Source organism: Apilactobacillus sp. EABW-1NA (assembly GCF_030398685.1).
In the GTDB taxonomy this organism is placed as follows: domain Bacteria; phylum Bacillota; class Bacilli; order Lactobacillales; family Lactobacillaceae; genus Apilactobacillus; species Apilactobacillus waqarii.
In genome coordinates this window covers 137,573-153,438 of sequence record NZ_JAPDKO010000002.1, presented here as the reverse complement: position 1 = coordinate 153,438, position 15,866 = coordinate 137,573, and the positions used below count along the sequence as shown (strand labels likewise).

At 36.7% G+C, this 15,866-nt stretch carries 12 protein-coding genes, 12 tRNA genes, 1 rRNA gene, 1 riboswitch and 1 other annotated feature; of the genes, 20 read left to right on the top strand and 5 right to left on the bottom strand.

Annotated elements, in window-relative coordinates:
• Window positions 1–21 precede the first annotated feature (21 nt).
• The 15 genes from rrf to OEZ61_RS01145 all read left to right on the top strand — a co-directional run bounded on the left by rrf (window position 22) and on the right by OEZ61_RS01145 (window position 4,142).
• A 5S ribosomal RNA gene (gene rrf, locus OEZ61_RS01215) occupies window positions 22–138 on the top strand.
• A gap of 5 nt (window positions 139–143) precedes the next feature.
• Window positions 144–216: transfer RNA gene (locus tag OEZ61_RS01210), tRNA-Asn, on the top strand.
• Window positions 217–230: 14 nt separating this feature from the next.
• Window positions 231–322 (top strand) — tRNA-Ser (locus tag OEZ61_RS01205).
• A gap of 16 nt (window positions 323–338) precedes the next feature.
• Window positions 339–411: transfer RNA gene (locus OEZ61_RS01200), tRNA-Glu, on the top strand.
• Window positions 412–420: 9 nt separating this feature from the next.
• Window positions 421–493 (top strand) — tRNA-Val (locus tag OEZ61_RS01195).
• A gap of 18 nt (window positions 494–511) precedes the next feature.
• Window positions 512–586: transfer RNA gene (locus OEZ61_RS01190), tRNA-Asp, on the top strand.
• Between the two features lie 56 nt (window positions 587–642).
• Window positions 643–715 (top strand) — tRNA-Phe (locus OEZ61_RS01185).
• Window positions 716–720: 5 nt separating this feature from the next.
• Window positions 721–806: transfer RNA gene (locus OEZ61_RS01180), tRNA-Tyr, on the top strand.
• A gap of 1 nt (window position 807) precedes the next feature.
• A tRNA-Trp gene (locus tag OEZ61_RS01175) sits at window positions 808–878 on the top strand.
• A gap of 14 nt (window positions 879–892) precedes the next feature.
• Window positions 893–965, top strand: a tRNA-His gene (locus OEZ61_RS01170).
• Between the two features lie 9 nt (window positions 966–974).
• Window positions 975–1,046: transfer RNA gene (locus OEZ61_RS01165), tRNA-Gln, on the top strand.
• 18 nt (window positions 1,047–1,064) lie between these two features.
• Window positions 1,065–1,135 (top strand) — tRNA-Cys (locus OEZ61_RS01160).
• 21 nt (window positions 1,136–1,156) lie between these two features.
• A tRNA-Leu gene (locus OEZ61_RS01155) sits at window positions 1,157–1,240 on the top strand.
• Window positions 1,241–1,326: 86 nt separating this feature from the next.
• Window positions 1,327–1,412: riboswitch (SMK box riboswitch) on the top strand.
• Window positions 1,410–2,597, top strand: a complete 1,188-nt coding sequence (gene metK / locus OEZ61_RS01150) for a methionine adenosyltransferase (protein WP_041152197.1) — start codon at window positions 1,410–1,412, stop codon at window positions 2,595–2,597. It overlaps the preceding riboswitch by 3 nt.
• A gap of 75 nt (window positions 2,598–2,672) precedes the next feature.
• The gene (locus OEZ61_RS01145; protein ID WP_057197715.1) at window positions 2,673–4,142 is read left to right on the top strand and encodes an MDR family MFS transporter; all 1,470 of its coding nucleotides are present in this window, start codon (window positions 2,673–2,675) and stop codon (window positions 4,140–4,142) included.
• 21 nt (window positions 4,143–4,163) lie between these two features.
• Here the strand turns inward: OEZ61_RS01145 and OEZ61_RS01140 are convergent, their stop codons facing one another.
• Window positions 4,164–4,730 carry a class I SAM-dependent methyltransferase gene (locus OEZ61_RS01140; protein ID WP_034531257.1) on the bottom strand — a complete coding sequence of 189 codons (567 nt, stop codon included), beginning with the start codon at window positions 4,728–4,730 and terminating at the stop codon, window positions 4,164–4,166.
• 109 nt (window positions 4,731–4,839) lie between these two features.
• Window positions 4,840–5,046, top strand: a binding site (T-box leader).
• 56 nt (window positions 5,047–5,102) lie between these two features.
• On the opposite strand from OEZ61_RS01140, the gene leuS reads away from it, so the two are divergent.
• The 3 genes from leuS to OEZ61_RS01125 all read left to right on the top strand — a co-directional run bounded on the left by leuS (window position 5,103) and on the right by OEZ61_RS01125 (window position 9,983).
• Window positions 5,103–7,520, top strand: a complete 2,418-nt coding sequence (gene leuS / locus OEZ61_RS01135; protein WP_263527697.1) for a leucine--tRNA ligase — start codon at window positions 5,103–5,105, stop codon at window positions 7,518–7,520.
• 126 nt (window positions 7,521–7,646) lie between these two features.
• Window positions 7,647–9,299, top strand: coding sequence for a polysaccharide biosynthesis protein (locus OEZ61_RS01130; protein ID WP_041152200.1), 1,653 nt, complete (start codon window positions 7,647–7,649; stop codon window positions 9,297–9,299).
• A gap of 30 nt (window positions 9,300–9,329) precedes the next feature.
• Window positions 9,330–9,983 (top strand): YoaK family protein, encoded by a 654-nt coding sequence (locus OEZ61_RS01125; protein ID WP_263527698.1) that lies wholly within the window; start codon window positions 9,330–9,332, stop codon window positions 9,981–9,983.
• A 16-nt stretch (window positions 9,984–9,999) separates the two neighbouring features.
• Here the strand turns inward: OEZ61_RS01125 and OEZ61_RS01120 are convergent, their stop codons facing one another.
• A complete protein-coding gene (locus tag OEZ61_RS01120) occupies window positions 10,000–10,836 on the bottom strand; it encodes an NAD(P)H-hydrate dehydratase (protein WP_263527699.1) in 837 nt (278 codons plus the stop codon).
• 114 nt (window positions 10,837–10,950) lie between these two features.
• Between OEZ61_RS01120 and pepV the strand changes: the two genes are divergently transcribed.
• Entirely contained in the window at window positions 10,951–12,366 is a 1,416-nt protein-coding gene (pepV, locus tag OEZ61_RS01115; protein ID WP_041152202.1) for a dipeptidase PepV, read from the top strand.
• Window positions 12,367–12,407: 41 nt separating this feature from the next.
• On the opposite strand, the gene OEZ61_RS01110 is transcribed toward pepV, so the two are convergent.
• Both OEZ61_RS01110 and mscL read right to left on the bottom strand, forming a co-directional pair.
• Window positions 12,408–13,040 carry a deoxynucleoside kinase gene (locus OEZ61_RS01110; RefSeq protein WP_034531249.1) on the bottom strand — a complete coding sequence of 211 codons (633 nt, stop codon included), beginning with the start codon at window positions 13,038–13,040 and terminating at the stop codon, window positions 12,408–12,410.
• Window positions 13,041–13,145: 105 nt separating this feature from the next.
• Complete coding sequence (mscL, locus tag OEZ61_RS01105) at window positions 13,146–13,517, bottom strand: large-conductance mechanosensitive channel protein MscL (RefSeq protein ID WP_034531247.1); 372 nt, start codon at window positions 13,515–13,517, stop codon at window positions 13,146–13,148.
• A gap of 127 nt (window positions 13,518–13,644) precedes the next feature.
• On the opposite strand from mscL, the gene OEZ61_RS01100 reads away from it, so the two are divergent.
• Window positions 13,645–15,429 (top strand): S53 family peptidase, encoded by a 1,785-nt coding sequence (locus OEZ61_RS01100; RefSeq protein WP_263527700.1) that lies wholly within the window; start codon window positions 13,645–13,647, stop codon window positions 15,427–15,429.
• A 42-nt stretch (window positions 15,430–15,471) separates the two neighbouring features.
• On the opposite strand, the gene OEZ61_RS01095 is transcribed toward OEZ61_RS01100, so the two are convergent.
• Window positions 15,472–15,810 carry a hypothetical protein gene (locus tag OEZ61_RS01095; RefSeq protein WP_217303932.1) on the bottom strand — a complete coding sequence of 113 codons (339 nt, stop codon included), beginning with the start codon at window positions 15,808–15,810 and terminating at the stop codon, window positions 15,472–15,474.
• Between the last annotated feature and the right edge of the window lie 56 nt (window positions 15,811–15,866).

Genomic DNA, 15,866 nt, shown 5'->3' with positions numbered 1-15,866 from the left:
GAAGTTCTTTCAGATAAATAGTGTGGTGGCGATAGCTAGAAGGATACACCTGTTCCCATGCCGAACACAGAAGTTAAGCTTCTAAACGCCGATAGTAGTTGAGGGATCGCCCTCTGCAAGGGTAGGACGTTGCCGCGCGTTATTCCGAATTAGCTCAGTTGGTAGAGCACCTGACTGTTAATCAGGTTGTCGTCAGTTCGAGTCTGACATTCGGAGTTATAACTGGTCTTGGAGAGTTGTCCGAGTTGGCCGAAGGAGCATCATTGGAAATGATGTAAACGGGTGAATGCCTGTTTCAAGGGTTCGAATCCCTTACTCTCCGTATACCTTATAGTTATGACCCGTTGGTCAAGTGGTTTAAGACACTGCCCTTTCACGGCAGTAACATGGGTTCGAATCCCGTACGGGTCATTTATATTTGGAGGATTAGCTCAGTTGGGAGAGCATCTGCCTTACAAGCAGGAGGTCACAGGTTCGAGCCCTGTATCCTCCATTCCAAATATATTGGACTGGTTCGTTGGTCTAGTTGGTTTAGGACGCCTGCCTGTCACGCAGGAGGTCACGAGTTCGAGTCTCGTACGAACCGTTGTTGTCATTGACAACATAATTGAATATTTATCTATAGCAAAACATAAATGGTATGGCTCGGTAGCTCAGTTGGTAGAGCAACGGATTGAAGCTCCGTGTGTCGGCAGTTCGATTCTGTCCCGCGCCATTTATGGAGGGGTAGCGAAGTCTGGCTAAACGCGGCGGACTGTAAATCCGCTCCTTCGGGTTCGGTGGTTCGAATCCACTCCCCTCCACCATAGGGATATAGTATAATGGTAGTACAACGGTCTCCAAAACCGTTGGTGCGGGTTCAACTCCTGCTATCCCTGTTAATGTTGCTATGGCGGTAGTGGTGAAGTGGTTAACACATCGGATTGTGGTTCCGACACGCGTGGGTTCGATTCCCACCTACCGCCCTTTTTAATTGGGCTATAGCCAAGTGGTAAGGCACTGGACTTTGACTCCATTATGCGCTGGTTCGAATCCAGCTAGCCCAGTTGAATTCGAACTAAAATGGCGGTATAGCCAAGTGGTAAGGCAGAGGTCTGCAAAACCTTTATCATCGGTTCAAATCCGATTACCGCCTTTGGCTTCATTTTAATATTATGCCGGAGTGGCGGAATTGGCAGACGCGCTGGACTCAAAATCCAGTGATCGCAAGATCGTGTGGGTTCGAACCCCACCTCCGGTACTAATTAAAAAAAGACTATCCGAGAGGGTAGTCTTTTTTTGTATTTGTGATTACTTTAAAAAATATTAAAGTTATGATATTATTTTAAGAGTTATAAGCGTATTCCCGATAGGATTCACCTTGATAGTGAAGATGCCTTGTAACCAAATTAATAGGGGGAATCATTAAAATGCAAGAAAGACATTTATTTACATCAGAATCTGTTTCAGAAGGACATCCAGATAAAATTGCTGATCAAATCAGTGATGCTATTCTAGATGAAATGTTAAAACAAGATCCTGATTCCAGAGTTGCTTGTGAATGTTCAGTAACTACTGGTTTAGTATTAGTTTTTGGTGAAATTACTACCAAAGCATACGTTAACATTCAAAAAATTGTTAGAGAAACTATCAAAGAAATTGGTTACGACAATGACCAATATGGTTTCGATGGTAATACTTGTGCAGTATTAGTAGCCATTGATGAACAATCACCTGATATTGCTCAAGGTGTTGATGATTCTCTAGAAACTCGTGACAGTAGTGAAGATGCTCTAGATAAGATTGGGGCAGGTGACCAAGGTTTAATGTTTGGTTACGCTGTTGATGAAACACCTGAACTAATGCCACTTCCAATTTCTCTAAGTCACAAATTAATGAGAAAAATTGCTGACTTAAGAAAAGATGGTACAATTCCATATTTAAGACCTGATGCAAAGGCCGAAGTAACTGTTGAATACGATGACAACAACAAGCCAGTTGCTGTTGAAACTGTTGTTTTAAGTACTCAACATGATTCAGATGTTACTTTAGAACAAATTAGAAAAGATGTTATCGAACAAGTAATCAAGGCTGTTATTCCAGCTGAATTACTAAATGACAACACTAAATTCTTCATTAATCCTACTGGACGTTTCGTAATTGGTGGACCTCAAGGTGACGCTGGTTTAACTGGTAGAAAGATTATTGTTGATACTTACGGTGGAGCTGCTCACCACGGTGGTGGTGCATTCTCTGGTAAGGATGCTACTAAAGTTGATAGATCAGCAAGTTATGCTGCTAGATACATTGCTAAGAACATCGTTGCTGCTAAGTTAGCTACTCGTATTGAAGTACAAGTTGCTTACGCTATTGGTGTTGCAAAACCTGTTTCAATTTCTGTAAATACTTTTGGTACTGCTACTGTTTCAGAAAATGACCTAATTAAAGCAATTAGAGAAATTTTTGACTTGAGACCAGCTGGTATCATTAAGATGTTGGACCTAAAGCGTCCTATTTACAAGAAAACAGCCGCTTACGGCCACTTTGGTAGAACTGATGTTGATTTACCTTGGGAACACACTGACAAGGTTGAAGAACTACAAAATTTCTTTAAATAATATATCTTAAAACGATAAAGACGATTTATTTGTAGAAAATTACTTATAAATCGTTTTTATTTTGATGGAGGAACAATGAGTATTAATACGCAAAAGAACAATGTTTTATTAGTTACCATATCATTGTTTATCGCTACATTTATGAGTGCTGTTGAGGGAACGATTGTATCAACTGCGATGCCCACAATTGTAGGGGATTTACATGGTGTTTCAATTATGAACTGGGTGTTCTCAGTTTACCTACTTACCAATGCGATATCGACACCAATCTATGGAAAATTATCAGATCAATTTGGTAGAAAGAAGATATTTATCTTTGGGATTGTTATCTTCTTAATCGGATCAATTTTCTCTGGAATGTCTAATTCAATGACAACATTGATAATTTGGCGAGCTATTCAAGGGGTCGGTGCTGGTGTAATTATGCCATTATCCTACACGATTGTTGCTGACATTTATTCAGATGAGAATAGGGGGAAAATCTTAGGATTAAATGGTGCTATTTGGGGAATTGCATCCATTATGGCGCCTTTAATCGGTGGATTTTTAGTTGATAGCCTTAGTTGGCACTGGGTTTTCTTTTTAAACTTACCACTAGGAATCATTGCTTTAATTATTTTTATCATGAGTTTTCATGAAAAACACATCGTGGTTAAACAATCAATTGATTATCTAGGAATGGTTTATCTATCACTGTTATTACTATCATTGATGTACATCATCCAATTGATTAGTGATTTAGAAAATAACTGGCAACCAATCTCATATTGTATTTTCTTCTCAATATTATTGTTAATCTTATTCGTAAGAAAAGAACATTGTGCTGAAAATCCAATCATTCCAATGAAGTTATTGAAAAACAGAACATTTGTTATTCAAAACATCATTGCCTTTCTAATCAGTGGTTTCTTGATGGGACTAGAAGTTTATCTTCCAGTTTGGACACAAGGGATTTTCGGTTATCCAGCAACACTTTCTGGACTAGCTATCACACCAACTTCAATCCTTTGGATCTTTGGTGCATTTGTATCAGGATGGTTATTATCGAGAATGAAGGCATTCTACGCAACAATGTTTGGTTTGTTCTTTATTTTAGTTGCTGCCATTTGGGTGGTATTACTTCCATTTACCGTTTCATTTGCTTGGTTCTTCGCAATCGCTGCAATTTGTGGAATTGGTTTTGGAATCACCATTACCAATGGAACAGTGATTTCACAAAATAGTGTTGAAAAATCAGACGTTGGTGTTGCAACATCATTCAATACATTATGTAGAATCTTTGGTCAAACATTGATTGTGGCTGTTTTAGGTATCGTGATGAATAGACAATTAACCATTGGAATTCTTCATACTGATGGTGCCAAAATGGATATGATTAATAAAATTGTTAACGTTAAAACTGCTCATTTAGTTCCAGCTAAGTTAATGGAACCATTAAGAAACGTGATTTACGATTCATTACACAAAGTATTTTGGGTATGTTTGTTTATCGTTATCTTTGCGGTAATTGTAAACTTATATGATCGTATTTTAGCTAAAAAGTAAAGAAAAAAATTCCAACTTTAATTAGTTGGAATTTTTTTGTATTGCCAATAGGATAGGTGGGCAATGAACCTGATTAATGAATTGATATTGCATGACTGAAAATGTTTTTTGGTCTAAACTTTGAGCATATTGAATTACGGCATCCTTTTCTTGTGGACCACCATCGTGTCCATAGTATAGAACTAAGACGACAATGCCATTTACTTCTAGTTTGTCCAGACATGCCTTAATTGCTGTCAGGGTAGTGTCCGGTTTTGTGATGATATCCTTATTGCTTCCCGGTAGATATCCAAGGTTAAAGATGGCGGCATTAATTGATCCATCGACTAGTTTTTCAATATTTTCATGACCGGTATTAAAAAGTGTGACGTTACTACTTAAATTTTTGTCATCTAATCTTTGTTTGGTGTAGTTAATTGCTTCAGTTTGCACATCGAACCCATAAACTTTACCATTTTCACCGACTAACTGTGACAGAAACTCAGTATCATTTCCTTTTCCAACGGTTGCATCAACGACAGTGTCGCCGTTTTGCACCAATTGAGATAAAAGGGTATGACTGTATCTAACTGATGGTTGAATTTTCATTATTTAATTACTCCTTGATTAATAACTATCAATAATTCTAACACATTTGATAATTGTCCTTGATTTTAATTCTGTAGACTGGTATATTTAAAATAATTAAATTACCGAATAGAAATTGTTGATACGAGGTAGTAAATTGGCGTTGCTTTTCAGAAACTAAATGGCTGCTGTGAATTTAGACCAATGCTAATTGAACTAGTCGTAGAGATCTTGACTGAATCTCAGTAGGTTAAGACGTTTTCCGCGTTAAGGACTTGAGATGTATCTGTACTTTATAGATAAACTTAGGTGGTACCGCGGAATTTTCGTCCTATAGGCTTTATAGCTTATAGGACTTTTTTATTCGATAACTGATTAAAGGAGGAATTTTTTATGGCTTATAATCACAAAGATGTTGAAAAGAAATGGCAAAAATATTGGGAAACCAATGAAACTTTTAAAACAACAAATGATGAAAACAAAGAAAATTACTATGCTCTAGATATGTTCCCATATCCTTCTGGTCAAGGACTTCACGTAGGACATCCTGAAGGATACACTGCGACTGATATCATGGCTAGATTTAAGAGAATGCAAGGAAAGAACGTATTACATCCAATTGGATTTGATGCATTCGGTTTACCTGCAGAACAATACGCATTGAAGACAGGTAACCATCCTGGTTCATTTACTCAAAAGAACATCGAACACTTTAGAGAACAAATTAAGTCATTAGGTTTCTCATACGACTGGGACAGAGAAGTTGATACTACTGATCCTAAGTACTACAAGTGGACTCAATGGATTTTCGAACAATTATACAAAAAAGGTTTAGCTTACGAAGACGAAATCGAAGTTAACTGGGCTCCAGACTTTATGGGTGGAACCGTTGTTGCTAACGAAGAAGTTATCGATGGTAAGACTGAACGTGGTGGATACCCAGTATACCGTGTCCCAATGAAACAATGGGTATTAAAGATTACCGCTTACGCTGATCGTTTAATCGATGACTTAGACGACTTAGACTGGCCAGAAAGCATTAAAGAAATGCAAAGAAACTGGATCGGTCGTTCAAAGGGTGCTAGCGTATTTTTTGGTGTTAAAGATCATGATGAAAAGATTGAAGTTTTCACAACTAGACCAGATACATTATTCGGTGCTGGATACATTGTGTTAGCACCTGATCATGATTTAGTAGACAAGATTGCTACTGACGACAAGAAAGAAGCAATTGAAGCTTACCGTAAGGAAGTTGCTACTAAGTCTGATTTAGAACGTACTGATTTAAACAAAGACAAGTCTGGTGTATTTACCGGAGCTTACGGAATTAACCCAGTTAATGGTGAACAAATTCCAATTTGGATTGGTGACTACGTTCTTTCATCATACGGAACTGGTGCAATTATGGCTGTTCCAGCACATGATGACCGTGATTATGAATTTGCCAAGAAATTTGACCTTCCTATCAAACCAGTTATCGAAGGTGGCGACATTGAAAAAGAAGCTTACACTGGTGACGGTGTTCACATTAACTCAGACTTCTTAGATGGTATGAACAAAAAAGATGCCATTGACGCTATCGTAAAATGGTTGGAAGATAATAAATCAGGTCATGCAAAGACTAACTACCGTTTAAGAGACTGGATCTTCTCACGTCAAAGATACTGGGGTGAACCAATCCCAGTTATTCATTGGGAAGACGGTGAAACTGGTTTAGTACCAGAAGATGAACTTCCATTGGTATTACCTGAAACTGATAACATTGAACCATCAGGTACTGGTGAATCTCCATTAGCTAACATCGATGAATGGGTAAATGTTGTTGATGAAAATGGTCGTAAGGGTAAACGTGAAACTAACACCATGCCACAATGGGCTGGTAGTTCATGGTATTACTTAAGATACATTGATCCACACAATGATAAGATGATTGCTGACCCTGAATTATTAAAGAAATGGTTACCAGTTGACCTATACATTGGTGGTGCAGAACATGCCGTTCTTCACTTACTATATGCCCGTTTCTGGCACAAAGTTCTTTACGATTTAGGTGTTGTTCCTACCAAGGAACCATTCCACAAGTTAGTTAACCAAGGAATGATTTTAGGTACTAACCACGAAAAGATGTCTAAATCAAAGGGTAACGTTGTTAACCCTGACGATATCGTTGAAGAATACGGTGCAGATACATTGAGATTATACGAAATGTTCATGGGACCATTAACTGAATCAAAACCATGGAGTACTGAAGGTATTAATGGTGCCAACAGATGGGTTAACCGTGTTTGGAGATTAATGATTGATGATGAAGAAAGACTTCGTGACCGTATCACTACTGTAAATGACCATAAATTAGATAAGATTTACAACCAAACTGTTAAGAAGGTAACTGATGACTACGAAAACCTTCGTTTCAATGTTGCAATTTCAAGCATGATGGTATTTGTAAACGAATGCTACAAGCAAGATAGTTTATTCCTAGACTACATGGAAGGATTCGTGAAGTTAGTTTCACCAATCATTCCACACATGGCTGAAGAACTATGGAGCAAGTTTGGTCATGACGACAGCATTACTTATGCTAAATGGCCAGAATATGATGAAAGCAAACTAGTTGATGATGAAGTACAAATCGTAGTTCAAGTTAACGGTAAGGTTAGAGCTCATATTAAGGTTGCCGCTGATGCATCTAAGGATGACACTCAAGAAGCAGCTATGAGTGATGACAAAATTAAGGCAGATATTGAAGGAAAGACAGTTAGAAAGGTAATTGTTGTTCCTGGTAAGATTGTAAATATCGTTGCTAACTAAAGAAAAAGAGTGATAATTTAACGATTATCACTCTTTTTTTGTGTCTAATAGTGGTATGATGTTGATTACGAGTAAAATATTGATTAAAATGAACAAGTTAGAGAAATTTGAAAGTGGGAATGCGATATGCATGAACAAGATAAAAATATGAAAGATAATTTAGCTCAGGATAAGATGATTGAGGGATCCGCATGGATGACTGCGGGAAGCATCTTATCAAGAATATTAGGAGCAGTATACATAATTCCTTGGAGTATGATGCTTGGAACTTTGTATCTACAGGCAAATGCTTTATACGTTCAAGGATATAACGTTTATAGTTTGATTTTAATTATTTCAATTGCCGGAATCCCATCCGCAATTGCCAAACAGGTTGCTCATTATAATGCCTTAAATGAGTATGGTGTCAGTGTCAGGTTATACAAGCGAGGATTGTTATTATCATTAATCACAGGTATTGTTTGTGCATTAATCTTATATATCGGAGCCCCTGCATTTGATAACGGTAATCCTGATTTGATTCCGGTTATGAGATCATTATCATGGGCCGTATTAATCATTCCAACCATGAGTTTAACCCGTGGTTACTTCCAAGGTTTCCAAGATATGGCACCTTCAGCTATCTCACAATTCGCTGAACAACTATTCCGTGTTATTTACATGTTGGTAGCTGTGTTCTTCATCATTAAGATGTTACACGGTAATTGGGTAACTGCCGTTTCTCAATCTACCTTTGCTGCCTTCATTGGTTCAGTTGCAGGATTGTTAGTTTTAGGTTGGTATTATTTAAAACGCCGTCGTTACTACCGTTCATTGGTTAAGAACAGTAATAATGAAATTCATGTAAATGCCAATAAGTTATACGTTGAAATTATCCAACAAGCCGTACCATTTGTTATTTTAGGTGCTGGAATTTCAATCTTCCAACTAATTGATCAATTTACATTCTTTAAGATTATGCATGTTGCGACAAACGCATCTGATCAAGTGCTTAACCAGTTATATGCAATTTTTGCTGGTAACGCCAATAAACTAATTATGATTACCATCTCACTTGCTTCTGCAATGGCAATCACAGTTGTTCCTTTATTATCCGAAGCATATACAAAGGGTGATAAAAAGGAAATCAGCCACCAAATTTCAAGTGGTTTTGTATTATTCTCATTCGTAATGATTCCAGCAGCGTTAGGGATGACCGCTGTTGCTGGTCCTTTGAACCGTTTATTCTACGGAACTGGTAATGGTGCACTATCAGCTAACGTATTAGCGTTCTCATCCATTATTTCAATCTTCTTTGGATTGTTCACTGTAGTGACTGCAATGATGCAAGGAATTTCTCAAAACAAGGTTGCCGTAAGATACTTTATTTACGGAATCATTGCTAAGGTAGTATCACAATTCCCAATGGTATTCTTCTTCAAAGAATTTGGCCCTCTAATTTCTTCTGCAATTGGATTTATGGTTGTAAATGGATTGATTATTAATTCATTGGATCGTCAATTCAAGATTAGAAGTGATAAGATGCTAAACCAAATTAACTGGATCGTACTATTCTCACTTGTAACATATCTTGTTGCTTTAGCATCAGTATATGCTGGTAACATGATTGTTGGTTTATTGATGAATCCATTTACTCGTGTTGGTAGTTTCATCGTTGTTTCAATTTCAACTCTATTAGGTGGAGTGGTATACGTTTACCTTGCACTTAAGAGTAGAATCGCCGATACAGTTATTGGTGGTAAGGCAACATCAATCCGTAACAAATTGAACATTAAATAATAAATAAGACTGAAAGCATGGGTAATGAAGGTGAAAAATAAAGATATATTTACGCATCCATTAATCGCAATCCTTTTGGCAATAACCAGTGGTGGAATTGACGCCTATACCTTTATTGAACAGGGTGGGGTATTTGCTGGATTACAAACAGGAAACTCAATTTTATTTGGGATTAGTTTGGCCAATCATGATTTTGCTCAATCTTTGAAGTACATTTTCTCAATTATTTTCTTCGCACTAGGAATTGTGATTATCAAAGTAATGCAAAGAAAACTGGACTCCATCAATACACGAAAAGTGATAATTATGTTTTATGAAATTGTGGTTGTTATGATTGTTGGTCTACTAGTCAAAGATACTTCATCGGTTTTAATCGTTGGACTTTTATCGTTAGTATCAGCTGCCCAGTTGCAAGAGTTCAAACTGCTAAAGGGCAATCCTTTTAATCCATTAATGATGACCGGAAACATTAGCAAAATTGCTAATAATGCATATTTAGTATTGGTTGATCATGATAAAAAGGCCAAATCACTATTGGTTGATACCATCATGGTAATAACAAGTTTCATTTTAGGAACTTTCATCATGGGAATTGTCGATCATTATTTAAATGCTTATTCAGTATTAGTATTAATTATTCCATTATCATTGGTAATAATTTTTAACTTTATAAATCGCAAATAAAAAAAGACGGAATCGATTATGATTCTGTCTTTTTTTCGTTTGCTTTCATGAATTCAGGGATGTGTTCAATGATTTGGGTGGGAAGAACGACATATTGGTTCTCAGCTAAATTATCTGCGATTGCGCTGTGAGCATATACTGCAGATAAAACTGCATTAGTTGTATCTGAGAATTGTGCCACGAACCCGGCAACCATACCGGCTAAGGTATCACCCATACCACCTGTTGCTTGAGCAGGGGTACCACCAGGATTAGTCCAGATATCATCATTATAATATACCTTGGTATGGTGTGATTTAACAACAACCGTAGCGTTTAATTGTTTGACCGCTTTTTTATTATTTTCATCGGTTTGGTCATCTATTTTAATACCGGATAATCTTTGCCATTCCATTTGGTGTGGCGTGAAAATAAGTTTTGCATCTGGAAGGCTAAGATTATGGTTGGCAATAAGTGTAATGGCTGAACCATCAATGATTAATTTTTGTGTTGGTTGAATGTTATTGAAAACAGTTTTTAAGATTGTCAGACTGTTTTCATCAGTTCCTAGTCCTGGTCCGATTAATACAACATCGAATCCATTAATCATTGATTTGATACTATCTAAATCGTTAAAGTCTACAAACATTGCTTCAGGAATGTGAGTGTGAAGACTAGAAAGATTGACTTGATCAGTAAAAGTAGTTGTTAATCCTGCACCAGAATATACACAGGATTTAGAAGCCATGATAATAGCACCGCCAAAGTTATTTGTTCCACCAATAATACCAACTCGTCCAAAGGTACCTTTATGGCTATTATTTGGACGTTTAATAATGGTGTTATTAACGATGTCAGTTGAAATTTCTGTCATATTAATTCCTCCTAACGCTTTATATTCAGTATATCACTAAAAATTTGGTACTTCATTGATGTGTTTTTATAAGATTATGCTAAAATATATGGAAAGGTAAAGGAGGATTTCAAAATGATTAATTGGGATAAATTAGCTCAAGACTACAAAGAAGATTACCTAAAGGATTTAGCTGACTTAATTTCTATCGATAGTGAAAGAAATGATAACGAGGCTACTGATGAATTTCCTTTAGGACCTGGTCCAGCTAAAGCATTAGTAAAGTACTTAGAAATTGGTAAACGCGACGGTTTCACTGTCAAAAACTTAGATAACCTAGTTGGTTACATAGAATACGGTAGTGGCGATAAGACATTTGCTATTTTAGCCCATGCTGATGTTATGCCAGCCGGTGAAGGATGGGACAGCAATCCATTTGAAATGATGATCAAAGACGGTAAAGTATTTGGTCGTGGTGCCTCCGACGATAAGGGACCTGGTTTGGCTGCATACTATGGTCTAAAGATGATGAAGGACCAAGGAATTGAACCTAACTGCAAGATTCGATTCATTATTGGTACTGATGAAGAAAGTAACTGGACTGGAATGAAGCATTACTTCAAGTTAGAACCAGAACCTGATTTTGGATTCTCTCCAGATGCTCAATTCCCAGTCATTAATGGTGAAAAGGGTAATACAACATTTGAAACTACTTTCGGTACTGACCAAGAAGATTCAGCTGATTACTACTTAGCTAACTTCGATGCCGGTTTAAGAGAAAACATGGTTCCAAGGGACGCTTTTGCTGATGTTAAGACTGTATTTAAGGATCAAATGGCAGAAGAATTCTCAACATTTATGCAAGATCGTAAACTAGACGGTGGTTCTGAAATCACTGAAGATGGAATCAAGTTACATTTAATTGGTAAGTCAGCACACGGAATGGAACCAAGAAACGGTGTTAATGGTGGAACATTCCTAGCTAACTTCTTACGTGGCTATGATTTCTCTGGTGATGCTAAAAACTTCATTAAGTTTGTCGCAGAATTCCTACATGGTGATTCTCGAGCAAACAGAATCGGTGCTAACTACACTGATGAAATCATGGGTGACTTAACAATGAACGTTGGTATCTTAAAGTTCAACCCAACTGATGGTGGTTTCGTTAACACTAACTTTAGATATCCTAAGGGTATTAGTGTTGAAACCATTGGTGAACACCTAAGCCAAGCTGCTAAGGTAATGGATGGTACTGTTAAGAATACAGACGACATGGTTCCTCACTATGTTGATCCAAAAGACCCAATCGTAAACAAACTAATCAATGTTTACCGTGAACGTACTGGTAAGACTGAAGCTCAACCACAAGTAGTTGGTGGTGGTACTTACGGTCGTATGATGAAGAGAGGGGTAGCATTCGGTGCTGAATTCCCTTGGACTGTAAACACAATGCACCAAGCTAACGAATACCAAGTTGTAGATGACTTGATGTTAGCAATGGCAATTTATGGTCAATCAATCTTTGAATTAGGTACATTAGAGGATAACTAAATACAAAAAATCCCAAATCAATATGATTTGGGATTTTTTTATTATCTGATTTTTTTAAGTTCTTCATCAATCATGTCTAAAACAATGTCGACGTTAGCATCTTCTGATAGGTCGTATTTTTGAAGGTCAATCTTCATTTTAGGACTCTTATCATATTCTTCATACCATTGTTTGTATGCTGACCACATGTGATAGTAATATTCTTTTAACTTAGGATCGTTATCGAATTGTTCGTAGTCACGGCCGCGCATTTTAATTCTGTGTAGAATGGTTTCAAAATCGGTTTCAGCGTATACCATTAGGTCTGGAGCTTTTTTAGGAAGTTGATCTAATTCGCCCATCATTTTGTCCAATAATTCTAGGTAAATTTTCAATTCCATGTCTGAAATGTTACCTTCAGCATTATTTTGCTTTGTGAAAAGGGCATCTTCGTAGATTGATCTATCTAAGATGTTATTATCATCTGATAGCGCTTTTTTAATCATTGAAAAACGTTTGTTTAAAAAGTAAATTTGTAATAAGAATCCATATTGTTCAGGATTGTTATAGTACAAAGGCAAAACAGGATTTTCACCAACTGGTTCATAGAAGGCCTTAGTGCCTAAATGTTTTGCTATTTTACCGGTCAAAGTTGTCTTACCAACACCAATCATCCCTGCTGTAATTATCACCATATTAACTCCTCATTTTTTGAAATAGTAATAATATTTTATCATATTTTAAAACCGAACTTAATATCAAAAAGAAAAACCCAGGCATAAAAATACCTGGGTTTGTTGTTATTTGTTATTTTTTTGTTCTGAAAGTAAATCACGGATTTCACCTAATAGGATGTCAGTCTTGGTATCCTTAGGAGTAGTATCGCGTTTTGAAACTTTGTTGTAAGTTCTTACAATCAAGAATACAACGAAGGCAACAATCAAGAAGTTAATAACATCGTTAATGAAACTACCGACTCTGAAGTGAGCTGAACCCACTGAGAAGACGATTGATGATAAGTTCATTTGACCCATGAAAATTCCAATTAAAGGATTAATCAAGTTGGAAGTAAATGACTTAACGATGGTTGTGAATGCTGAACCAATGATTACACCAACGGCTAAGTCTAAGACATTACCTTTAGAGATGAATGCTTTGAATTCTTTAAACAAATTGCAAACCTCCTTTCACTATGTAACTATATTCAATACTAACATAAAAAATTATAAAGAATTGCTTAAATATGTATACTTAAGATATTTTTAGGAATATTATGAAACTACATAAGGGGTGATACGAGTGAATTATAGAAAAACAATTATTGCGACACTAAGTGCCTCTGTTTTATTGGGAACAGCATTTAACTACAACGTTGATGCTCAAGCTAAGAAAACAGTACATAAGGTCAAAATTCAGAAGAAGTCAAAAGCAAAATCTAGTTCAGCGACTTCCAACTTCGCGATTATTCTAAAAACTAGGAGTAATAGTAAACTAGAAAATTATGTTTTAACCAAGCATAAGAAGTTCTTATCTACCAAACAGTTTGCCAACCGTTATGGACAAACTAATAGAACTGTTGCTGCAATTCAAAAGTATTTCAAAAAGTATCATATTAAGACTACCAAGTACGCAGGTAACCTAGTTTTAAGAGGTTATGGTAGCAAGTCTAACATTCAAAAAGCGCTTAAGTATAAGCAAGTGAGAGTGAAGGTCAACGGTAAGTTTGTCTACCGTCCAAACCACGAACCAAAAATAAGAGGGAAGCTTCAAAAGCATGTTAATGGATTCATGGGATTAAGCAACTATGATCACGTCAATAGCAATGCTGCTAAGAAAACTAAGAGCAGTTCAATGAAGCGTAGCCCAAAGGACTTCATCAGTCGTTATGGTGTAACCTCACTAAAACAAGCCAAACTTGGTGCTAAACACGGTATTGGGATTATCTCATTTGGGGGCTTCAAGAATTCTGACATAACAAGCTTTTGGAAGAAGGTAGGGGTTCCTTCAAGCATTAAACGAGTTCACGTTTATAAGGATGCCTATGCCTCAATCAAGTCACAAAGTGATGAAACCACAATGGACATTCAACAAGCTGGTGCGATTGCTCCTAAGTCCAATATCAACGTTTATGTTTCTCAACCAACCATCTCTGGAATGGTAGAAAGCTTCGCTAAAGCAATCAGTTCCAACAAGTCCGACAGTTTATCATTAAGTTGGGGAATCAGTGAAGCTGAACTACAACAAATGATGAATGAAGGATTTATTTCTAAAAACTACAATTCAATTATGAATAGTTTGTTACTACAAGGTGCTGCACAAGGAATTAGTATTTTTAATTCAACCGGTGACAACGGTGCCTATGATGGTATTGAAGGTGGGGTAACTGGATTAACAGTTGAATCTCCTGCTTCTTCTCCATTCATTACAGCGGTTGGAGCAACCAGTGTTCCAATCAGTTATACTGTTAATGGTCACAAGGTTAAGATTGATAAGGAACGTGCATGGTCAAATGATTTCTTATATCCATACTTTAACCATTTGAAACTATATAATAGTGATCAAAATAGTTTCTTGAGCACTTACTTTGCTGGAACCGGTGGTGGTTTCAGTAAGTTCAACCAAACACCTGCATACCAAAGCAATGTTAGCGGTGTAAATAGTTACAACGCTGTTCAATACTGGAACATGGATAGTGGTTACGCCAAGCAATACGCAAAGCCAAGCCAAATATCGTCAACTGCATCTGGTAGAAACTTACCGGACATTGTTGCAAATGGTGATCCTCAAACTGGATACACTGTGTTATACAACAACCAATGGTTTACCGATGGTGGAACAAGTATCGTAGCCCCTCAAGTTGCTGCGGTAAATGCTTTGTTCGCTACTAGAGCAAAGCATCGTTTTGGACTATGGAATCCACAGTTATATGCACTTGCTAACAACGGCAACTCACCATTTAACACTTTAGATTCTGATAAAGACAATAGTAACTTGTACTACACTGGTCAACCTGGAAAGAAGTACAACCAAGCTACAGGTTTAGGAACCGTTAACTACGGTAAGTTATATCAATTAATGAAATAGAAAAAAGCCATCCTAATTAAGGATGACTTTTTTAGTTATTTATTAATCTAGTGGTTCGTTGATTCTTTCTAACATTTCCTTAGCAATTAAGGCATGTTTTGAATATTTCTTTAATTGATGGGTAGTGATTCTAGTAGCAGTCATTTTTTCAAATGCAGCACTGTAATCAATAGCGACAGTATCAGCTGGAATCTTAATTGGTTCTAAGATACGCTTTTTGAAAGCATCACAGGATTCTTGGTATGCATTTTGTAATCTTTCAACAGTTTCATCATAGCTGTGAGAGATTAAAGACTTTGCGAAACGAAAATCCTTACGACTGTACTTGTTACAAATGAACATTACTAAACCAATCATTTTATCTCTTTTTTGTTCTGCCATAATTTCATCTTCTTTCGATTAGATATCGTGTCTATGGTTTCATTATAGTATTAAAA